Annotated in this window: 16 protein-coding genes; 9 read left to right on the top strand and 7 right to left on the bottom strand. The window is 55.6% G+C overall.

Features of this window, described 5'->3' with window-relative positions; genetic code table 11:
• Positions 1–337: 337 nt before the first annotated feature.
• The 3 genes from dnaE to ACR0JF_RS07970 all read left to right on the top strand — a co-directional run bounded on the left by dnaE (position 338) and on the right by ACR0JF_RS07970 (position 4,508).
• The gene (dnaE, locus tag ACR0JF_RS07980) at positions 338–3,838 is read left to right on the top strand and encodes a DNA polymerase III subunit alpha (RefSeq protein ID WP_170659154.1); all 3,501 of its coding nucleotides are present in this window, start codon (positions 338–340) and stop codon (positions 3,836–3,838) included.
• 83 nt (positions 3,839–3,921) lie between these two features.
• Positions 3,922–4,134, top strand: a complete 213-nt coding sequence (locus tag ACR0JF_RS07975; protein WP_419738497.1) for a YMGG-like glycine zipper-containing protein — start codon at positions 3,922–3,924, stop codon at positions 4,132–4,134.
• 5 nt (positions 4,135–4,139) lie between these two features.
• The gene (locus ACR0JF_RS07970) at positions 4,140–4,508 is read left to right on the top strand and encodes a YmgD family protein (RefSeq protein ID WP_170659155.1); all 369 of its coding nucleotides are present in this window, start codon (positions 4,140–4,142) and stop codon (positions 4,506–4,508) included.
• 50 nt (positions 4,509–4,558) lie between these two features.
• Here the strand turns inward: ACR0JF_RS07970 and ACR0JF_RS07965 are convergent, their stop codons facing one another.
• Entirely contained in the window at positions 4,559–5,317 is a 759-nt protein-coding gene (locus ACR0JF_RS07965; protein WP_170659156.1) for an SDR family oxidoreductase, read from the bottom strand.
• Between the two features lie 132 nt (positions 5,318–5,449).
• A complete protein-coding gene (locus ACR0JF_RS07960) occupies positions 5,450–5,644 on the bottom strand; it encodes a SlyX family protein (protein WP_170440680.1) in 195 nt (64 codons plus the stop codon).
• Between the two features lie 136 nt (positions 5,645–5,780).
• On the opposite strand from ACR0JF_RS07960, the gene hisS reads away from it, so the two are divergent.
• The 3 genes from hisS to hisG are packed head-to-tail and all read left to right on the top strand — an operon-like array spanning position 5,781 to position 9,046.
• Entirely contained in the window at positions 5,781–7,268 is a 1,488-nt protein-coding gene (hisS, locus tag ACR0JF_RS07955; protein WP_170659157.1) for a histidine--tRNA ligase, read from the top strand.
• A 3-nt stretch (positions 7,269–7,271) separates the two neighbouring features.
• A complete protein-coding gene (locus tag ACR0JF_RS07950; RefSeq protein WP_170555897.1) occupies positions 7,272–8,360 on the top strand; it encodes an ATP phosphoribosyltransferase regulatory subunit in 1,089 nt (362 codons plus the stop codon).
• Entirely contained in the window at positions 8,357–9,046 is a 690-nt protein-coding gene (hisG, locus tag ACR0JF_RS07945) for an ATP phosphoribosyltransferase (RefSeq protein WP_480669116.1), read from the top strand. The genes ACR0JF_RS07950 and hisG overlap by 4 nt, the downstream gene beginning before the upstream one ends.
• Here hisG and ACR0JF_RS07940 read toward each other — a convergent pair whose 3' ends face one another.
• Positions 9,047–9,478 (bottom strand): DUF1489 domain-containing protein, encoded by a 432-nt coding sequence (locus ACR0JF_RS07940; RefSeq protein WP_170659158.1) that lies wholly within the window; start codon positions 9,476–9,478, stop codon positions 9,047–9,049.
• Positions 9,479–9,612: 134 nt separating this feature from the next.
• Between ACR0JF_RS07940 and ACR0JF_RS07935 the strand changes: the two genes are divergently transcribed.
• Positions 9,613–11,895: an adenosylcobalamin-dependent ribonucleoside-diphosphate reductase gene (locus ACR0JF_RS07935; protein WP_170659159.1), complete on the top strand. Its 2,283-nt coding sequence runs from the start codon at positions 9,613–9,615 to the stop codon at positions 11,893–11,895.
• A gap of 902 nt (positions 11,896–12,797) precedes the next feature.
• On the opposite strand, the gene ACR0JF_RS07930 is transcribed toward ACR0JF_RS07935, so the two are convergent.
• Positions 12,798–14,678 (bottom strand): tetratricopeptide repeat protein, encoded by a 1,881-nt coding sequence (locus ACR0JF_RS07930; RefSeq protein ID WP_170659160.1) that lies wholly within the window; start codon positions 14,676–14,678, stop codon positions 12,798–12,800.
• Between the two features lie 208 nt (positions 14,679–14,886).
• Between ACR0JF_RS07930 and ACR0JF_RS07925 the strand changes: the two genes are divergently transcribed.
• Positions 14,887–15,519: a tyrosine-type recombinase/integrase gene (locus ACR0JF_RS07925; RefSeq protein ID WP_170465021.1), complete on the top strand. Its 633-nt coding sequence runs from the start codon at positions 14,887–14,889 to the stop codon at positions 15,517–15,519.
• A 168-nt stretch (positions 15,520–15,687) separates the two neighbouring features.
• On the opposite strand, the gene ACR0JF_RS07920 is transcribed toward ACR0JF_RS07925, so the two are convergent.
• Positions 15,688–16,863, bottom strand: coding sequence for an aminotransferase class V-fold PLP-dependent enzyme (locus tag ACR0JF_RS07920; RefSeq protein ID WP_170659161.1), 1,176 nt, complete (start codon positions 16,861–16,863; stop codon positions 15,688–15,690).
• A gap of 183 nt (positions 16,864–17,046) precedes the next feature.
• Here ACR0JF_RS07920 and ACR0JF_RS07915 point away from each other — a divergent pair, with 183 nt between their 5' ends.
• Positions 17,047–18,969 carry a DUF3604 domain-containing protein gene (locus tag ACR0JF_RS07915; protein WP_170557557.1) on the top strand — a complete coding sequence of 641 codons (1,923 nt, stop codon included), beginning with the start codon at positions 17,047–17,049 and terminating at the stop codon, positions 18,967–18,969.
• A gap of 123 nt (positions 18,970–19,092) precedes the next feature.
• On the opposite strand, the gene ACR0JF_RS07910 is transcribed toward ACR0JF_RS07915, so the two are convergent.
• Positions 19,093–20,025, bottom strand: a complete 933-nt coding sequence (locus tag ACR0JF_RS07910; protein WP_170557559.1) for a cation efflux transmembrane domain-containing protein — start codon at positions 20,023–20,025, stop codon at positions 19,093–19,095.
• Between the two features lie 62 nt (positions 20,026–20,087).
• Entirely contained in the window at positions 20,088–20,699 is a 612-nt protein-coding gene (locus ACR0JF_RS07905; RefSeq protein WP_170557561.1) for a TetR/AcrR family transcriptional regulator, read from the bottom strand.
• Positions 20,700–20,727: the final 28 nt, after the last annotated feature.

Below are 20,727 nucleotides of genomic sequence, written 5' to 3'. Positions count from 1 at the left end.
AACCCGTCGCCTTACCCGGTTGCGCCCGTTGGGCCCTCCTTCGATGCGACGTAGAAAGAGTGGCGGGCGAAGTGCTTGCCGTCAGATGTTAGAAACAGCGCACCTTATCTGGCAAGAAAAACTGCCTATATGATGCACCATTGGACCCGTGCGACCTGTGAATGTTGTAGTTGTTTAGAAGCCAGGCATTTGTAAATAAAGACCATTTTTGAAGCGGTGCTGAGTCTGACCCGAAGCACCTTCTAAAAAATCAGAATAATCGCTGCTGATTTTTTAAGCAGTCAACAGAGTCGGTTCCCGCTTTTTCGTCGCTGCTGACTGGGATAGCGTGCGGGGTATGAGCAGTACCCCTCGATTCATTCACCTTCGCGTTCACACTGAATATTCCCTGCTGGAAGGCGCTGTGCGGCTCAAAAAGCTGCCCGGTCTTTGCGAGAAGGCCGAGATGCCCGCCGTTGCGGTGACAGACACCAATTCGATGTTCTCGGCGCTGGAGTTTTCGGTGACCGCCAGCGGGGCTGGAATACAGCCGATAATGGGGTGTCAGGTTGATCTAACCTATGTGCAACCGCAACCCGGTGAAAAGCCGAAAGCGCCTGCGCCTCTGGTGCTGCTGGCGCAGTCTGAGGTTGGGTATGAGAACCTCATGAAGCTGAGCTCCTGTCTCTATGTGGACAAGGGCGGGCAGTTGCCGCAGGTCACCTTGGAAGAGCTGGCGGATCGGTCCGAGGGTCTGATCTGTCTGACTGGTGGACCAGAAGGCCCAGTGGGAATGTTGCTCCAGCAAGGGCAGCGCCCGGCGGCTGAGGCTCTGGTCGACCGTTTGGCGGGGATGTTCCCGGATCGGTTGTATATCGAACTGCAACGCCATCCGGGCGAGGACGGCCAGCCTGAGGCCGAGCGCCTGACCGAGCGTGGTCATGTCGAAATGGCCTATGCCAAGAACCTGCCTCTGGTCGCCACCAATGACGTCTACTTTCCAACCTCGGATATGTATGAGGCCCATGATGCGCTGATCTGTATCGCCGAGGGGGCCTATGTCGATCAGCAAGCCGGTCGCCGCCGTCTGACCGCGCAGCATTATTTCAAGTCGCAGCATGAAATGGTGACTCTGTTCGCGGACCTGCCCGAAGCCATCGAGAACACGGTCGAGATCGCGCGCCGTTGCGCCTTTATGGCGTATCGCCGTGATCCGATCTTGCCGAAATTTGCCGATGATGAAGTGGCCGAACTGCGCCGCATTGCGAATGAAGGTCTCCAGAAGCGGCTGGCCGTGATCCCTCATGCGGTGACGCCTGAGGAATATCAGGAACGTTTGGATTTTGAGCTCGGGATCATCGAAGGCATGGGGTTCCCAGGCTACTTCCTGATCGTTGCGGACTTTATCCAATGGTCCAAGGATCATGACATTCCGGTGGGGCCGGGGCGGGGCTCGGGTGCGGGGTCTCTGGTGGCCTATGCGCTGACGATCACCGACCTTGACCCGCTGCGCTATAGCCTGCTGTTCGAACGGTTCCTGAACCCCGAGCGAGTCTCGATGCCCGACTTCGACATCGATTTCTGTATGGACCGCCGGGAAGAGGTGATCCGCTACGTGCAGCAGAAATATGGGCGTGACAAGGTGGGGCAGATCATCACCTTTGGTGCGTTGCTGTCCAAGGCTGCCGTGCGTGACATCGGGCGGGTTTTGCAGATGCCTTATGGGCAAGTCGACCGGCTGTCCAAGATGATCCCGGTCGAGGGCGTCAAACCGGTTTCGATCGAAAAGGCCCTGAAGGACGAACCGCGCTTGCGCGAGGAGGCGCGGAATGAAGAGGTTGTGGAGCGGTTGCTGAATTACGGCCAGCAAGTCGAAGGGCTGTTGCGAAACGCCTCGACACACGCGGCGGGGGTTGTGATAGGCGACCGGCCGTTGGACGCACTGGTACCGCTTTATCAGGATCCACGCTCCGATATGCCTGCGACCCAGTTCAATATGAAATGGGTCGAACAGGCCGGGCTGGTGAAGTTCGACTTTCTCGGTCTGAAAACCCTGACCGTGATCCAGAATGCCATGGATCTGATCTTCAAATCCGGGCGGCCTCTGCATGTCGCGGCGGACGGGACCGAGCTCTATGAACCAGCTGAAGGGGCCGAGAACCAGATCAACGCCATCCCGCTGGATGATGAGGCGACATACAAGCTCTATTCCGCGGCCAAGACAGTGGCGGTGTTCCAGGTGGAATCCTCGGGCATGATGGACGCGCTCAAACGCATGAAACCTACCTGTATCGAGGATATCGTGGCCCTTGTGGCGCTCTATCGCCCCGGTCCGATGGAGAACATCCCGACCTATTGTGAGGTCAAAAACGGGTTGCGGAAAATCGAATCCGTGCATCCGCTGATCGATTATATCCTTGAGGAAACGCAGGGCATCATCGTCTACCAGGAACAGGTGATGCAGATCGCTCAGGTGATGGCCGGGTATTCCCTCGGCGGCGCTGACCTGCTGCGCCGCGCGATGGGTAAGAAGATCAAAGAGGCGATGGATGCCGAACGCCCGAAATTCGAAAAGGGCGCCGCAGAGAATGGTGTGGATGCCAAGAAAGCCTCCGAGGTGTTCGACCTGCTGGAGAAATTCGCCAACTACGGCTTCAACAAATCCCACGCGGCCGCCTATGCGGTGGTCAGCTATCAGACCGGCTGGCTGAAGGCGAACCATCCGGTTGAGTTCATGGCGGGCGTCATGAACTGCGATATCCACCTGACCGATAAACTGGCCGTTTACTTTGAAGAGGTCCGCAAGGGGCTGGACCTGCCTTACATCCCGCCTTGTGTGAACCGCTCTCAGGCCACGTTTGATGTGGACAATGGGCATCTTGTCTATGCGCTGGGCGCGTTGAAAAACGTGGGTGTCGAGGCGATGAGCCTTGTGGTTGATGGTCGGGGTGATAAACCGTTTGTCAACCTGTTCGACTTCGCGCGCCGGGTTGATCTGAAAAAGGTCGGCAAGCGCCCGTTGGAGATGCTGGCACGGGCCGGGGCCTTTGATGAACTGGACAAGAACCGCCGCCGCGTGTTCGAAAGCCTTGATCCGCTGGTGCAGTATTCGACGGCGATCCACGAACAGAAGAACTCGAACCAGGTGTCATTGTTTGGTGAGGCCGGGGACGACCTGCCCGAACCGCGCTTGTCGCCGACGTCGGACTGGTTGCCTGCTGAACGGCTCAGCGAAGAGTTCAAGGCTATCGGTTTCTACCTTTCGGGACACCCGCTGGACGACTACATGCCAGCACTGAAACGCAAACAGGTGCTGACCTTGGATGAGGTGACGGAAAAAGCCCGCTCTGGCCCTCTGATCGTGAAGATGGCCGGAGTTGTCGCTGGCCGTCAGGAAAGGAAGTCTGCCCGTGGTAACCGCTTTGCCTTTGCGCAGCTTTCGGACCCGACCGGCGCGTATGAGGTCACGCTGTTCTCGGAAACGCTGGAGAAATCGCGCGAATATCTTGAGACAGGCGCGCAGGTTGTTCTGACCGCCGAGGCGACAATGGAGGCCGATCAGTTGAAACTGCTGGGTCGTTCGGTTGGCCCGGTGGATTCGGTTGTGGCCGAGGCGGGCGCGACCGGCCTGCGCATCTTCGTCGATCAGCCGCAGGTGTTGCCCACGGTGGCAACCGTGCTGGCAGACGCGGTCAGCGCTGCGAAAGGGGCTGCCAAGGGGCCGATCCAGCTGTGCCTGATGGACCCAGGACTTCCAGGCGATGTCGAGATGGATTTGGGGCAGGACTTCCCGATCAACCCGCAGATCAAAGGCGCGATCAAGTCGCTGGATGGCGTTCTGTCAGTGGAAGAGGTCTGATCCCGGCTTTGTTGCCACAGCGATGTCCCCCGGCTAGGCTGTACCTGCATATTCTGTGAAAGATGAAACAGGAGGGTTAGGGTTTGGCACTTTCAGCTATGGGCTCCAAAGCGTTGGTATTGGCGGGGGCGATCTCGCTTTCCGTGGCGACTGCGGCTTTTGCGGACGACAAAAAGAAGAAGCAGACAATCGAAGGTGCGTTGATCGGCGCCGGAGTTGGGGCCCTGATCGGTGACGGCAAGGGCGCGGCAATCGGCGGTGTGGCCGGTGCGATTATCGGACATAACTGGAAGTGATTGCGATGCGGATGAAAACTCTCAAGCCAGTTGTCTTGGTATCACTTTTGGTGGCTCCGGTCTTTGCTTTGGCCGACGAAGCCGCCCAGCAGATGGTTGACGATGCCCTGCCTGTCATGCACTACACCTGCGCCTCAATCGCTGAAGAGGCGGACGGGGATGAGGCCTTTGTTGTCGAGGTCGTGGGCAAGATGACGGCCCTGTCGCTCTATAATCGTCAGATCAATATCGAAGACCACGCCGCCACGGATGAAGACAAAGCGCAACTGCGCGAAGCGTTCATCGCCGCTCTGTCTGAGGGCTGTGCTGCGGATAAAAACGCCCTTCTAGGCGGGGTCGTCGACAACGCGGTGAAAGCGTCGCTGGGGTTGTGAGCCTGGATACTCTATTTAGCGTCCCGACGCGGGCAAATCGTGGCCGAATTTCAGTTGCTTGATCGTAGAGCCGGTAAACCCACGCCAGTGCTTTCGAACCCGCCGTCGGACGCGATCACCTGACCCGTGACGTAGCTAGCGTTGTCCGAGCAAAGGAAATAGATCACTTGCGCGATCTCATCCTCCGAACCGTATCGGTTTAGTGGAATAGCGTCATGATATGCGGCGATGATTTCGGGCGAGTGGACTGCCATCGCGAGCTTGGTCCGGACCGGGCCTGGACACACGCAATTGGCGCGTATACCGAATTCTCCTAGTTCGGCGGCTTGTTGCTTGGTCAGATGGATGACACCCGCCTTCGACGTTCCGTATGCGACGCGAAGTGTACTAGCCCTTAGTCCCGAAATCGATGCGATGTTGACGATAGCACCACGGCTTTTGCGTAGGGCCGGTATAGTAGCCTGAGAGACCAGAAACACGCCATCAAGGTTGGTTTCCATAACCCGACGCCACACCGCGAAATCGTGTTCTTCAATTGGCCCGAAATCTGCGACACCCGCGTTGTTCACCACAGCATCAATGCGATTGAATTCGGTGAGAACGGTCTTCACCATGTTATCAACCTGGTTCTGATCAGAAACGTCCGCGACGAACGCCACCGCACCGTCTAGATCCTTTGCGGCAAGAGAAAGCGCCTCAGAGTCACGATCGATCATCGCAACGTTCCAGCCGTTTTGTAGAAACAGTTTTGTTGTCGCCAGCCCGATGCCACGCGCGGCACCTGTGACAAGAGCAAGTTTGTTGGCCAATGAACGTCTCCTGCCAGTGAACTGATGTTAAAGTGTTAGACTACCAACAAGATTTCGGAAGGTAACCCCGTGATTAGTCTTGGACGTGACCAGCAAGAACCGGAAAAGCAGGCAGCAACATCGAAATCGCTCTTAGTAGTGCGGCGGGCGTTCGTCTCCGAACACGACCCCGCCCGAGCCTTCCTGCGCCCGTTCGGCCTCGCGCTGCAGCAGCATTTCGACGCGGCGCGTCAGGCGGTCGATCTCGGATTGCTGGCGTGTGACGACGGTGTTCAGCTCTTCGACCGTGCGGGTCAGATGGGCGATCTGTTCTTCCAGATGCTGCATGTTGGTTTCCTGTGGGGTCTGCTTCAGGGACGGTCATAGCGGGCCTGCAAAGCCAAGACCAGCGAAAGCGCGCCTTGCCCCGATGCGGGCCATGGGATAGACCGCGCGCGGAACAATACCCGTGAAGGACGCCCCGATGGCCAAGCCCAAGAAACAGCCCCGCCCCAAGGCCGTAACGCCGAAAGGGTTCCGTGACTATTTCGGCGAGGAAGTCACGCAGCGCACCGAGATGCTGCGGACGATTGCGGGCGTGTATCATCGGTACGGGTTCGACGCTTTGGACAGCAGCGCGGTCGAGACCGTCGAGGCGCTGGGCAAGTTCCTGCCCGACGTGGACCGCCCGAACGAGGGCGTCTTCGCATGGCAGGAATTCGACGAGGGCGGCAATGGCGATTGGATGGCCCTGCGCTATGACCTGACCGCGCCTCTGGCCCGCGTCTATGCGCAGCACCGCAACGACCTGCCGACGCCCTATCGCCGCTATGCGATGGGGCCTGTGTGGCGGAACGAAAAGCCGGGGCCGGGGCGGTATCGTCAATTCTATCAGTGCGATGCGGACACTGTAGGCACCGCCTCAATGGCTGCGGATGCCGAGATCTGCGCGATGCTGTCGGACACGCTGGAGACCGTTGGCATTCCGCGCGGCGATTACCTTGTGAGCGTGAATAACCGCAAGGTTCTGAACGGTGTGCTCGAGGCGATGGGGCTGGGCGAAGACGCCGCCGCCCGCGACAACGTTCTGCGCACCATCGACAAGTTCGACAAGGTCGGTGAGGCCGGTGTCCGAGAGCTGCTGACCAAGGGCCGTCTGGACGCCTCTGGTGCGTTTATCGATGGTGTGGGTCTGAGCGACGATCAGGCCGAGCCTGTGCTTGCCTTCCTGACCTCCAAAGCTGCGGATACCGCCGGAACGCTCGCGAACCTGCGTGCGGCGGTTGGCGACAGCAAGATCGGTGCGGATGGCATTGCTGAACTGGAACAGATCGGTTCGCTGCTGGATGCGGGCGGCTACGGTTCGGACCGGATCGAGATCGACCCGTCGGTAGTACGCGGTCTCGGCTACTACACCGGCCCGGTCTATGAAGCCGAGCTAACTTTTGAGATTTTCGACGAAAAAGGCCGCAAGCGTCAGTTCGGTTCCGTCTCAGGTGGTGGTCGTTACGACGATCTGGTCAAGCGCTTCACCGGGCAGGAGGTGCCTGCAACTGGTGTCTCCATCGGTGTCGATCGCCTGCTGGCCGCTTTGCGCGAAAAGGGTCGTCTCAGCGCGCAGGCGACAGGGCCTGTGGTCGTCACCGTTATGGATCGCGACCGTATGGCCGATTATCAGGCGATGGTGGCTGAGCTGCGGAATGCCGGCATTCGGGCCGAAGTCTACTTGGGCAATCCGAAGAACTTCGGCAATCAGCTGAAATATGCAGACAAACGGAATTCTCCCATCGCGGTGATCGAAGGCGGTGACGAAAAGGCCAATGGCATCGTTCAGATCAAAGACTTGATCCTTGGTGCCAAAATCGCCGAAAGTGCCACGCTGGAGGAATGGAAAGAACGCCCCAGCCAGTTCGAAGTGCCGCGCGGTGATCTGGTCGCCAAGGTGCGTGAAATTCTGGACAGTCAGGACTGAGCCATGGCCAACCGTTCCCAGATACAGGCCCGCGCCGCGATGATGCGCGTCCGGTTCGAGGCCGCAGGTGCGCAGGTGGTTGATACACCATTGCTGCAACCGGCCGAGACACTGTTGGACCTCTATGGCGAAGACATCCGCGGACGTGCTTATGTCACGACTGACGCCCTGCGGGGCGAGCAGATGCTGCGCCCGGATTTCACTCTACCAGTGGTGCAGATGCACATGAGCGACGGCGCAGAACCCGCGCGTTATACCTATTCCGGAGAGGTCTTTCGCCGTCAGGAGCATGACCCGGACCGGTCGAATGAATATATCCAGGTGGGCTATGAGGTCTTTGATCGCGACGACCCATCCGGCGCGGATGCCGAGGTGTTTTCGCTGTTTGCGTTGCAGTTGCGGGGCCTGCCTCTGCGGGCGGCGACCGGGGATATCGGAATTCTGACCGCAGCCGTTGAGGGCCTTCGCACGACCGAGCGTCGCAAGACCGCCCTGATGCGGCACCTCTGGCGCCCGCGCCGATTCCGTATTCTTCTGGATCGGTTTGCAGGTCGCAAACCGGGCCCCGAAGGGCGCGACGAGTTGCTGAATGCCGCAGATCCTCTGGACAATGACATTCCGATGATCGGCAAGCGCCGTGCCTCCGAGATCGAGGCGCGGATCGAAGCTTTACGTGAAGATCGCGACACGCCGCCCATCTCAGACAACGAACTGGCCGGGTTGGAGACGCTTTTGAATGTGCGTGAGACCATGCCATTTGCACTGGAACAGCTGCGCGATGTGGCGGTCGACCTGCCTCAGATCACGCAGGCGCTTGATCGTCTTGAAGCCCGGATCGCAGCGATGCAGGCGCGGGGTGTGGATGTTGAACGGTTGGATTTCGAGGCTGCGTATGGCCGGACCTCGATGGAGTATTACGACGGGTTTGTCTTTGGCTTCTACGCTGAAGGCCGCCCCGATCTGCCACCCATCGCGACCGGTGGTCGCTATGATGCGCTGACACGGCAGCTTGGCAATGGCGAAGAAATTCCAGCTGTTGGCGGCGTCATCCGTCCGGACCTGATGCTCGAGATCGAGGAGGACGCGCAATGAGCCTGAAACTGGGCGTGCCTTCGAAGGGCCGTTTGATGGAAAAGACCTTCTCGTGGTTCGAAAAGCGCGGCATCACTCTGTCCCGCAGTGGGTCGGACCGGGAATATGCGGGCAAGGTTGAGGGGATCGATGATGTCTCGTTGATCCTGCTGTCAGCGGGGGAAATCCCGCGTGAGCTGGCCGCGGGTCGTATTCACCTCGGGGTCACGGGTGTTGACCTTGTGCAGGAAAAGCTGCCGCGCTGGGAACAGCAGGTCGAAGAGGTTGCCGCGCTTGGCTTTGGCAAGGCGGATCTGATCATCGCCACGCCTGCTTGTTGGGTGGATGTGAATACGCTGGACGATCTGGATGCAGCCGCCGCTGCGTTCCGCAGAACACATGGTCACCGGCTGCGGATTGCGACAAAGTACCACCGTTTGGTTCGTGAGTTTCTGACCGATGCCGGGGTGGCCGACTATGCTCTGGTTGACAGCCAGGGCGCGACTGAAGGCACCGTGATGAACGAAACGGCCGAAGCCGTTGCCGATATCACCTCGACCGGTGAAACACTGCGGGCCAACCACCTCAAGATCCTGTCGGACGGTCTCATCCTGCAATCGCAAGCGACCCTGTGGCGCAGCCGTGTGGCGAGCTACGATGCTGGCGACAAAGCGGTTTTGTCCGAGCTGTTGGATCGCCTGCGCTGACTACAATATGCCGATTTCGGCCAGAGCGCGGTTCAGATCGTCTGGCAGGGCATCGTCCTGCTCACGCGATTTTGGAAGATCGGCTGGGGTGTCTTCGGGTTTCAGATAACGCCAGCCTTGAAAGGGGCGTTTCAACGCGTTCTGAGTGCGATGTACCTCGGGGTCGAGAACAATGGCGCAGCGGCGGATGCCGTCCTCACCGCGTACCTCATCAAGGCGCAGGATGCGCTGGCGGCATTGGATCACGCCTTTGATCACCCAAAAGATCGAACCTCCGTTCAGGATCTCGGCCTCGCGCTTTGGCCACATGCGCGTCACGTGGCGCGGGCAACCATCCGCGTAAAGCGGTTTGCGGCTGTCCTGCCATGCCATCAGCGTGTCGACGCTCTCTGACCCGACCGAAAGTTTGACGAGATTTACGAATTTATCCACAGTCTACCCACAGAGTCGCCCCAAAGGAATTGGTTAAGAAGGTAGGGTTAACGGCCTATTGCATCAAGTCATAGTAGCGCTAGGTGACCAATTTGGTCTATCTTGTATGCCTCGCAGCTGAATAGGAATCACCAATGAGCCGCTTTGCCGCCCCCATCGCCGAGCAGATCTGGGACATGAAATACCGCTTTAAACAGGCGGATGGCACGCCTATCGACCAGACGGTCGAGGACAGCTGGCGACGTATTGCGCGCGATCTGGCGCGGGTCGAGAAAGACCCCGCCCATTGGGAAGAAAAGTTCTACGCCGCGCTGGAGGATTTCAAATACCTGCCTGCCGGCCGCATAACCGCAGGCGCTGGGACCGCGCGACAGGTGACCCTGTTTAACTGCTTCGTCATGGGCACCGTGCCCGATAGCATGGGCGGCATCTTCGATATGCTGAAAGAGGCCGCGCTGACCATGCAGCAGGGTGGGGGGATCGGCTATGATTTCTCAACCATCCGTCCGCGGGGTGCGGATGTGAAAGGGGTGGCAGCGGATGCATCGGGGCCGTTGTCGTTCATGGATGTATGGGACGCAATGTGCCGCACGATCATGTCCGCAGGCTCGCGCCGGGGCGCGATGATGGCGACGATGCGATGCGATCACCCGGATATCGAACAGTTCATCACTGCCAAGTCTGACCCGGCCCGTCTGCGCATGTTCAACATGTCCGTGCTGGTGACCGACCCGTTCATGGAGGCCGTCAAGGCCGACGGACCGTGGGAGTTGGTGTTCGGCGGCAAGGTCTATCACACCGTTCAGGCGCGGGACCTATGGAACAAGATCATGCAGGCGACCTATGACTATGCCGAGCCGGGCGTGATCTTCATCGACCGCATCAACGCGGCCAACAATCTGAGCTATGTCGAAACGATTGTCGCCACCAACCCCTGTGGCGAGCAACCTCTGCCGCCTTACGGCGCATGCCTGTTGGGGTCGATCAATCTGGCTCGGTTGGTGGCCGAGCCTTTCGAAGACGCCGCGCATCTGGACGAGGATGCTCTGAAAGAGCTGGTCGCGACCGCTGTGCGCATGATGGACAATGTGGTGGACGCGTCGAAATTCCCTCTGCCCGAACAGGAGGCCGAGGCGCAGGCCAAGCGCCGAATCGGGCTGGGTGTGACAGGTCTGGCAGATGCGCTTTTGATGCTGGGCCTGCGCTATGGCTCTGACGAGGCGGCGCGTCAGACCGAGCGCTGGTTGCACGCAATCGCCCGCGCCGCGTATCTGGCCTCGGTGCAATTGGCGAAGGAGAAGGGGGTGTTTCCCTTGTTCGATGCCGAGAAGTTCCTGGCCAGCGGCACGATGCAGCAGATGGATGACGATGTGCGCGATGAAATCCGCAGGCATGGGATCCGCAACGCGCTGCTGACCTCAATCGCGCCCACAGGCACGATCTCTCTCTACGCTGGGAACGTGTCGTCGGGGATCGAGCCGGTTTTTGCTTATGCCTACACGCGTAAGGTGTTGCAGAAGGATGGCTCGCGCACCGAAGAAGAGGTGGTGGACTATGCCGTGCAGATGTGGCGCGACAAGTTTGGCAACAAGGACCTGCCGGAGTTTTTCGTGAATGCGCAGACGCTGTCTCCGTCGGATCACGTGAAAATGCAGGCCGCGGCGCAGAAATGGATCGACAGTTCGATTTCGAAAACAATCAACTGCCCCGAGGACATCAGTTTTGATGCCTTCAAGGATGTCTACATGCAGGCCTGGGATCAGGGCTGCAAAGGCTGTACGACCTATCGCCCCAATGATGTGACCGGCTCGGTTCTGACCGTATCGGAAAGTGCAGACACGGCGCCGGGTGAAAGCGCGGCTGCACCGCATGAGGTCGATGGCGGTGACGTCGTTTACATGTCCGAGCCGCTGGACCGCCCGCAATCGCTTGAGGGGTCGACCTACAAGTTGAAATGGCCGGACAGTGAGCATGCGATCTATCTGACGATCAACGATATTGTCATCGGAGGCCGCCGCCGTCCGTTCGAGGTGTTCATCAACTCGAAGAACATGGAGCATTACGCCTGGACGCTGGCGCTGACCCGCATGATCTCGGCCGTGTTCCGGCGGGGCGGGGATGTGTCCTTCGTGGTCGAAGAGCTCAAGGCTGTCTTCGACCCGCGCGGTGGAGCCTGGGTGAAGGGCAAGTATATCCCCTCGATCCTGGCAGCGATTGGCGGGGTGATCGAGCAGCACATGGTCAATATCGGCTTTCTCGAGGGAGAGGGGATGGGACTGAAGTCCGATCCTCAGGCACAGGTCGTCAACATGGATGCACCGCGCGGCAAGGCATGCCCGTCCTGTGGGCAGTATGACATGGTGATGATCGAAGGCTGCATGACGTGCAGAAGCTGCGGTCACTCGAAATGTGGCTGAGGTGAGGGTGCAGAACCTGTGTTGTGTGGGTGAGCATAAATAGCCCATAGTGCTGATTTTTGCGCCCATTTGAACGGTCTTTAATGCCCACAGATTCCTAAGGAACTGAAATAAAATAAAAAAGATTCCTTTAGAGTTTTGAGATTGTTCTGCTTTGGGCGACCATCGATAGCAATCGCGCTATTGACCAGGACCAGAAAATCTCAAGACTGTGGCCATGGAACCAAATCGTCTCATACGCGTCACACGCAAAAGCTGACCAGAATGTTGTACTTGCCCAGCAAAACCGCTCGAGCAGTTCCATGGCTATCGGATACCGAATTTATGAAAAACAAATCGCCTATCGAGGATTCCCCTCAATACTCCGAATTGAACGCTCGATTTTCCCGTTTTCTGCTGGACTTCCGAAAGGAAAAACTCGCGCAGCAACTTGCCGGAGACGACGAAAACCGTGGCGAGATCACTCGCGGAGACTTTCAGTCATTCAAAGCGCGGATGACTGAGGGTTTAGAACTAACCGATTACGATCTAGATCGTATTCACCGCCGAGTATTGTCTATACTTCTCCGCGCCTAGGCGGGCTCGGTGCTGCAAGACGAATGAGGCCGGAAGGCTTGAAACTGGCGCGTAGACCGATCCGCTTTGACAATGAGTCAGTCCTGAATCTCACTTGAACGTCTACGGTTACTTCACTGCGCACTCTCCAGTGAAACAACAAACACGTTGTTCTAAGCTACTCCCGCTCTTCTCTTCAATGCGCATCATCAGCGGGTCGCAGCCCAAACCAGACATTCAACAGCGATGTTTGTTGATCCCGAGGAGCGGATTGGTCCGTTCATGCAACGATGCTACCAAAAGTGGAAACCGCGCATACAGCCAGTATCCGGGATATGAAAACCTTTCTATTCGGGCAATCCACCAGCAACCATCGCACCAAAATACCGGTCCTGGTCCTCAGTATGCATAAAGGGTGTGTTTCTGTGTGTAGAAACACGGAAGTCCGGCCGGATTTCGAGTAATTTCTTTGCTTCAACCTGTGCATCTTCCAGACGTCCCATTTCAGCAAGAGTTGCGACCAAGATACGGCGCGGAGGAAGCGACTTTGGATAAGTTGAGATACCGGTTTTTGCCAGCAGAATTGCCTGTTTGTAATCTCTGATTAAGAAATGAGAAAGGGCCGCGTTAAAATTGTACCAGCCGGGATAACGCGGGTTGACCTTTTTTGCCTTGTTGTTCCACTCAATCGCTTCGGCTGGCTCACCCATAAGCGACCGTAGAAAGCCCATACCATATAGAACCTCAGGATCATTGGGGTTCTCCCGTATTGCCCGCTGAAATGCCTGGTATGCGAGTTGATGATCGTGGTCAGCAAACAAATGTAGCTGGCCCAAGCGGTGTTGAACGCGATAGTCCGATTGATCCAGTTCTAACGCACGCTGTGCGTGCCTGCGGGCTTTGTTCAGCGCGGTTTCTGGATCGTCCGACCCACCAAAGCGCCAAAGACTAAGGTAGCGACCGCTCAATTCAATATGTGCAGAAAGGTAGTCTGGATCGAGCACTATGGCTCGTTCCAGTAGTTCAATTGCCTCTTGCCGACTGGCAGTATTCAGCAGCTTGCTATTGGCGACAGCCCTCAGAAAAAGTTCATACGCTTCTAGATCATCGGTTGGCCGTTTCCTAAGCGACGCGATTTCTTCTTCCTCAACTACTATTTTCAGGGTGGATGCGATTTCCCGAATAAGGTCGGCCTGAGCGGAAAACAATTCTTCGATCCCAATGTCATATTGTTCCGACCATAGAGCGTGCCCCGACTCTGACTCTATCAGTGTTGAGTTAATCGAAATAGTCTCGCCAACGCTCTGAACGCTACCTGACAAAACATATCGCACACCGAGTTCTCGACCTATTTCTCGCGGTTTGACCAAGCTGTCCGCAAAGGTAATCGAAGTCGAACCAGCAATCACAAATAGCTGTGGAAACTTCGAAAGCTGCGTCGTGATTGCTGTTCCAAAACCTTCTGCCAGATAGCCGACCTCTTCAATTTTTGAGCGGTTCTCAAAGGGCAAAACGACGATGGACGGTTCGTCTGGGATGGCAAGCGCAAACTCCTCTTGTTCGGTCAGGGGTGCCGCATCTCTGGATCGCCACCATACGACCGAAACCAGCACCAAACAGATGCATGCTGCACCGATTAGAGTTGGCACCCACTTGGATATAGTTGGTTTCGTATGCGCAATTGGTTTTGATAAAGCCAAAGCCTTGGCCTTGTCATCCAGAACGATTTCGAAGGCTCGGACTGGTCTCTCTATGTTTTTGACTTCGGTCTCACCCAGATCCTCGAAATTCAGATCCAGCTTGTCCTGTACCTGATCCCGCACGCTGCGGTGAATGCAAATACCTCCGGGCTCAGCCAAACCTTCAAGGCGGGCGGCGACATTGACGCCATCTCCATATATGTCTCCGCCCTCGGCAATCACATCTCCGATATTGATGCCGATCCGAAACACAATTCGTTCGCTTTCTGGAACGTCCGAATTTCGAGAGAGCATTTCGTTTTGAACAGAAACGGCAAATTTCATTGCCTGTACGGTGCTTTCGAACTCCAGTAGAGCACCATCACCTATCAATTTGATCGTCTTGCCACCATAACTCGCCGCAAAGGGGTCAATGAGTTCAGACCGATGCGACTTTAGTGCTGCCAGCGTTGCTGCCTCATCGCGTTCCATCAGTCGCGAGTAGCCCACGACGTCAATACTCAAGATAGTGGTAAGGCGGCGTTCCACTCCCGTTCTCCCCTAGACCCAAGATTATCCATCCTGATCTATTGAATCCATAGTTCTGCTATTCGCCCTATACCAAATCGCATATTTGAGGCGCCGGTCAGGCTTCGACAAAGTCAGATTTTTCATGACGGAGACCAAGCATGGTAACCAATAGACGCTGACACTGTGTGGGCGATGAGGTGGTGCGTGGCGGTGTGGAGTATTCGTCATGCAAGCTTTAAATCTACCCGTCATTCGAGTTGGCCGATCAGCGTGGAACAAAGGTCGGGTTATTGGCCAGAAGCGCCCGCTTTTGCCAAGGCATGTCTGGGCAATACGCGTTCGCTTAGAAATTTCAGAAGATCATAGGAACTTAGCACTCTTCAATTTAGCAATAGATAGTAAGCTCCGTGGTTGCGATCTTGTTCGCCTTAAAGTTGCAGACGTATTTGCCGCTGGACAAGTAAAGGAACGCGCGTCTGTCAACCAAAGCAAGACAAAGATACCCGTTCGTTTTGAAATTAGTAGTGGTACGCGAAACTCGCTTTTGAATTGGCTGAAACAACCTGCGATGAAAAGATCCGAGTACTTGTGGCCAGGGCGTTTTCAGCATCGGCTGCATATTTCTACTCGTCAGTACGCGAGGTTGGTTCAGTCATGGGTCGCTTCGATTGGGCTTGATCCCAGCCAATATGGGACCCATTCAATGCGACGCACAAAAGTGGCGCAGATTTATCGTAGAACAGGTAACTTGCGAGCAGTGCAGCTATTGCTTGGTCACACCAAGATGGACAGTACAGTGCGTTACCTGGGTGTAGACATCGAAGACGCACTCGCCATCGCGGAAGCCACCGAGGTGTGATCCATCAGGCCGCTTTCGAGCGGCCTTTTTTGCGCGAACCCCGAGAGTAGAACTATCAGCCCGAAGCGGACATTCGCGACCAGACTTTAAAATACCAGCTTCGCGGACAAAGCGGTCTATTGCCTGTGCCCCCAACGTCTGCTTTTTGAGGCAAGCTCTAGCGCTGCTTCAATGAATAAGAGAAGAGAGACGTTCTACAGCACCGCGCACTTCTTCTTCCGTATTGTAGTAATGGGGCGCGATGCGCAGCAGCGTTGGTAAGTTACGACGTTCCGAGTCGATCCGCGTACTCGAGGGGTCTGATGCCCCGATGACATAACCTGACGCTGCCATTTGCTTGACGATTGATTGGGTTTCAAACCCCTCAATAGAGAAACTGACAATTCCGCAACGAGATTTGCCCAAATCTCGCACCGTTACAGCCGACACTTCCGAGAGAGCTTTTCGCGCTTCCTCGGCTAGAAACGTAACACGATCATTGATCTGGTCGATCCCAATCTGGTCGGCATAGTCGATTGCCGCTCCAAGTCCTGCCCGTAGTGCATAGGAGTTTTCCCAGGTTTCAAACCGCCTGGCGTCTTCACGCAGTTCATACTTGTCTCGAGCTACCCAAGGTGCACCAAAATGGTCGATCATTGCGGGTTCCAAGAAGTCCAACCATTTGTCTTTGATGTAGAGAAACCCTGTCCCCCGCGGCCCGCGCAGGTATTTTCGACCTGTGGCTGACAGAAAATCGCATCCGAGTTCTTCAACATCGATCCGCATCTGGCCCGCTGCTTGACATGCATCCAAAAGGTAGGGAACGCCGTGCGCATTTGCGATACGACCAACTTCGACGGCCGGGTTCACCAAGCCACCGTTCGTAGGGACCCAAGTGATTGCAACAACACCGACATCATCCCCCATCGCTTCCTCAAGCGCGGCCAGATCCATCGCTCCGTTTTCATCAGACGGTATGACTTCGATTTTCAAGTTGTCGTGTTTTGCTCTTTGGAGAAACGCAACATAGTTGGCCGCATACTCCGCTTCACAGGTAAGAATCCGCGAACCCTGTTTTAGCGGAAGGGCATAGAACGCATGGCACCAAGCGACTGTTGCGTTCTCCATCAAGGCTATTTCCTGAGCAGCAGCACCAATATGTCCGGCCACCGAACGATACACTTTTTCTAAAGGTTCGGCCTGACTGGCTTGAGCCTCATAACCCCCGATTTGCGCTTCAAGCTGGGTATGCGCGACAACGGCCTTAACAACGCATGTGGGCATGAGCGCTGAGCCACAGGCCAAAAGGTGAGTTGAATGAGCAATACCTTGGGTATCGGCACGAACTTGATCGACATCGATCATCTTAAACTAACCTCATAGTGTGCTTGAAATCAGACATTGGCGGCAACGCAGGAAGGAAGCAAGTTCGCGCTCGACGACGTCATACGCAGTATTTTTGTGATTGTCTGCCACGCGGACTTAGCAACCCTTCGAACTCAGTCGAAATAACTTCTCGAGCAGAGTTGTGGTAAGGTGCCTTCAATTATGGAGGAAAAATTGTTTCGCTATGTTTTGCCAGCAGCTCTCATTCTGGGGAGCCCAGTCTTAGCTCAGGATGCAATAAATCCGTCAGGACTTACCGGTCCTTCCGGTCGACCCTATTCACCTTACGCTGAGCGCGCATATCCAACTCAAGTCTATTTTGGTGACACTCACGTTCATACTGGTCTTTCCGGGGATGCTGGTGGAGGCGGTACGCGCCTCATGCCGCGCGATGCCTATCGGTTTGCGCGTGGAGAAGAAGTTGTGTCGAACACGGGGCAACCTGTAAAGTTGTCGATGCCTCTCGATTTCTTCATGATTACAGATCATTCGGATGCGATGGGTGCTATTACCGACATCATCGGGGGTGCTCCCAACATCTTGGCAGATGAGCAAGGCAGATATTTCCATGAAGAATTCAATAAGGGTGGAGAAGCCGCTCTAGCGGCTGCGCTCGAGCTTACAGCGGCGTTTGCTCAAGGACAGGTTTCCCCTGCGCTGAACTATCAACCGGGCAACCCAGCGTATGCCCGTGTTTGGGACGAAATTATCGATGCCGCGGAAGAGTACAATGACCCCGGCGTGTTCAGCACCTTTATCGCCTATGAATGGACATCTCTTGTTGCAGGGAACAATTTGCACCGAAATGTGATCTTTCGCGACGGCCCTGAGCTCACAAAACAGATACTGCCTTATACAACAACGCCACCTGTGGGCTCACCCAACCCTCGTGATCTTTGGAAGTGGTTGGAGAACTATGAGCAAACGACAGGTGGGCGTGTTCTTGCTATTCCCCACAATGGGAACTTGTCTAACGGTTGGATGTTCCCGTTAGTTGATGACTTCGCGGATGGGGTGCCGTTAGATCCCGCATACGCAGAAGCGCGAAACAAATGGGAAAGACTATACGAACCAACTCAGATTAAGGGAGATGGTGAGGCCCACCCGTTCCTGTCACCTGACGATGAATTTGCTGACTTCGAAACATGGGATTACGGCAATCTGGATGCCTCGGTTCCTAAACAGCCAGAAATGTTGCCAGGTGAGTACGTTCGATCCGGGTTACTTCGAGGCTTATCTTTGGAAAAGGCTTTGGGAGTAAACCCTTTCAAGTTTGGCCTAGGTGGGGCCAGTGACACACACACTGGCTTAACGGCTCCAGATAACGACAATTTCTTCGGGAAATTCACCGGTTACGAGCCCAGCGAAGAGCGCAGCCAACATGTCAGTAAGACCTATGCTGACGGGACTGTTGCGCTGCGTTCGTCGCAATACATTACTGGTGGTCTGACCGCTGTATGGGCGCAAGAGAATTCCCGCGAAGCCATTTGGGATGCGATGCATCGGCGTGAAACCTACGCAACTACAGGACCTCGAATGCGCGTCCGTATGTTCGGAGGATATTCATTTACCGAAGATGATGCCTTGCGGCGGGACTTGGCGCTAGTGGGATACACCAAGGGTGTGCCGATGGGTGGGGATCTTGGCCCAGGGGAAGGCGTACCTTCTTTTCTCGTATATGCGCTTCGTGATCCGATGGGAGCAAACCTGGATCGAATCCAGATCATAAAGGGCTGGTTAGATGCAGATGGAGAGCAACGGGAAAAAGTCTACGACGTGGCCTGGTCTGGTTCCCGCGAACGAGATGCCGCTGGTAAGTTGCCCTCAGTAGGCACCACAGTGGACCTTTCTATCCCCTCGTGGACTAACACAATTGGAGCCTCTGAGCTGGGAACCGTCTGGGAAGACCCAGATTTTGATCCTTCGGAAAGCGCATTTTATTATGCCCGGGTAATAGAAATTCCGACCCCCCGATGGACGGCGTATGATGCAGTGAAGTTCGGAATAGACATGCCGGATGGTGTCCAGTTAACAGCACAGGAACGTGCCTACACTTCGCCGATTTGGTACTCGCCACAACAATAGTTCGATTTACGATGTCGGTCGGGTATGGGCTCAGTACTGTTGTTCTCTGTGGTTTGCCTGATTGGTGGTTCCCAGCCCTAAGCATGCGTAATTGGGCAAACCTTAAAAGCGAGGGTCAAATCTCTAATGCGTTTCTGAATCTCCGCTCGAAGAAGTTACCACAGTCAATATGTTCGCGTGTTTAAGTTTCTGTCGCAGACTCTGCTCCAGTTCATCCGAAAGAGTGTCTACTTCAATTGCGGACACTGGTCGCTGAGGATCAAACAAGACAACGACAGAGTGACTTCTCCCTGCTTTTACAACCAGTAGTTCAACCAATTTGCCTCCAAATGACGCTATCGGCTCATTGACGACACCCAACACCATTTCATAACTGGCCTTTGGCGCTGCGACCCCTGCCAACTCGGCCAATCCCGCTCGAAAGTCCGCAAAATAACGAATTGCAGCCATCGAGCATAAGACTAGAACGATCAGAGAATCTCCGATGGGGGCGACAACCGCCAACGGCCCATCTTCTATCGAAGCGACCAAAAACAAACCAACACCCGCGGCGGCGGTTACAGCGCCGTCAAAGGCAGCCGCATTGGCCTCCAGCTTTAAGATATCACTGCGCTTTCCGCCCTTCCTCCAGGCTCTCTGATGAAACAACCAAAGAACCAGGCAAGTCATCAAGATGGCAGCGAGATAAACTGCGATGGGCTCAAACAGCAATGGTGGCGGCAGCTGACCGTTCGCGTATGAGCCGATGCTACGAAGCGCATTGATGATTGCGAAGAGCACCACACCAAGCAGCGAGAGAGCCCTAAATGTTGTGAAAATTGACTCTTCCGACCCGTAGCCAAAAGGGCGAATGCGGTCGGGCGCCTTTTGGACCCTTCCAATTACTCTTAGTGCAAATAGTGCCGCTGCAAAACCGACAAATGAAAACAACCCATCTAGGAGAACAGCCTGGGAGTTTGAAAGAATGGCTGCGCCGATACCCGCGAGCCCCATCCAGAGCGTGCCAATCATACTAATGGTTAGAGCACGTTGCTCAGATGCATGTTCATTCTGCACGAGTGCCTCACAAAACTCTTGAGTGGACCGCTAAAGGTACAGTGCTTGAAAGGATCTGGCTGTCAAACGCCACGGCGTGGAATGCGATCTGGGATGAACTGCCGCAAATATGAGATCGATGCAGAAAGCCCATCGTCAATCATCTCGGGGGTCAGAGCCCCATGCCTCTGAAATGATAGGCTAAGGAACAGATCAAATATCTCAATTGCATGGAAGAAACGTAATTCGCGTTGGTCAATTTCAGGCAAAACAAAGTAGCTGTCCATGAGTTCCGCGAATTGTGCACCAAGCTCAAAGTCGTTCTGTCTATCGGTAGCCTTGATCGCAGGTGCCGTTGTACTCCCCAAGATAAGTCGGCAATAGCCTGGCTTCCTTTGGTACAAAGCGACGCCTCGGCGTGCTGCGTGTTCGAACAAGCTACGCCAATTCTCCAAGGCAGTGCCTGAGTAGGGCGAAATTATGTCTCCGATTAACTGCTCGCCAAAACGACCGGCCGCAGCTGCAAACACCTCGTTGGCCCCCTTGAAAAAGTGGTAAGCAGAACCTGACGGGATATCGGCTTCTGCCGCGATCCTGTGCATGGTGATATCTGGAAGGTCTTCATTTTCCAGAAGTGTTTCGGCAGCGAGGATCAACTTCAATCGTCGCTCCTCGCCTTTAGCGTAGTGTTTCATTCACAGTCTTAACCATTGGTATTTGACA

This window comes from Ruegeria sp. BG11 (genome assembly GCF_056538565.1).
The sequence above is the reverse complement of the archived record's forward strand: the minus strand, read 5'-3'. Positions and strand labels throughout refer to the sequence as shown.

What these genes read in the sequence shown, in the direction of transcription:
- hisS (WP_170659157.1), top strand. Translation starts at nt 5,781, where the DNA reads ATGGCCAAGCCCAAGAAACAGCCCCGCCCCAAGGCCGTAACGCCGAAA.
- ACR0JF_RS07905 (WP_170557561.1), bottom strand. Translation starts at nt 20,699, where the DNA reads ATGAAACACTACGCTAAAGGCGAGGAGCGACGATTGAAGTTGATCCTC.
- ACR0JF_RS07935 (WP_170659159.1), top strand. Translation starts at nt 9,613, where the DNA reads ATGAGCCGCTTTGCCGCCCCCATCGCCGAGCAGATCTGGGACATGAAA.
- ACR0JF_RS07970 (WP_170659155.1), top strand. Translation starts at nt 4,140, where the DNA reads ATGCGGATGAAAACTCTCAAGCCAGTTGTCTTGGTATCACTTTTGGTG.
- hisG (WP_480669116.1), top strand. Translation starts at nt 8,357, where the DNA reads ATGAGCCTGAAACTGGGCGTGCCTTCGAAGGGCCGTTTGATGGAAAAG.
- ACR0JF_RS07950 (WP_170555897.1), top strand. Translation starts at nt 7,272, where the DNA reads ATGGCCAACCGTTCCCAGATACAGGCCCGCGCCGCGATGATGCGCGTC.
- ACR0JF_RS07920 (WP_170659161.1), bottom strand. Translation starts at nt 16,863, where the DNA reads ATGATCGATGTCGATCAAGTTCGTGCCGATACCCAAGGTATTGCTCAT.
- dnaE (WP_170659154.1), top strand. Translation starts at nt 338, where the DNA reads ATGAGCAGTACCCCTCGATTCATTCACCTTCGCGTTCACACTGAATAT.
- ACR0JF_RS07925 (WP_170465021.1), top strand. Translation starts at nt 14,887, where the DNA reads ATGCAAGCTTTAAATCTACCCGTCATTCGAGTTGGCCGATCAGCGTGG.
- ACR0JF_RS07915 (WP_170557557.1), top strand. Translation starts at nt 17,047, where the DNA reads ATGGAGGAAAAATTGTTTCGCTATGTTTTGCCAGCAGCTCTCATTCTG.
- ACR0JF_RS07960 (WP_170440680.1), bottom strand. Translation starts at nt 5,644, where the DNA reads ATGCAGCATCTGGAAGAACAGATCGCCCATCTGACCCGCACGGTCGAA.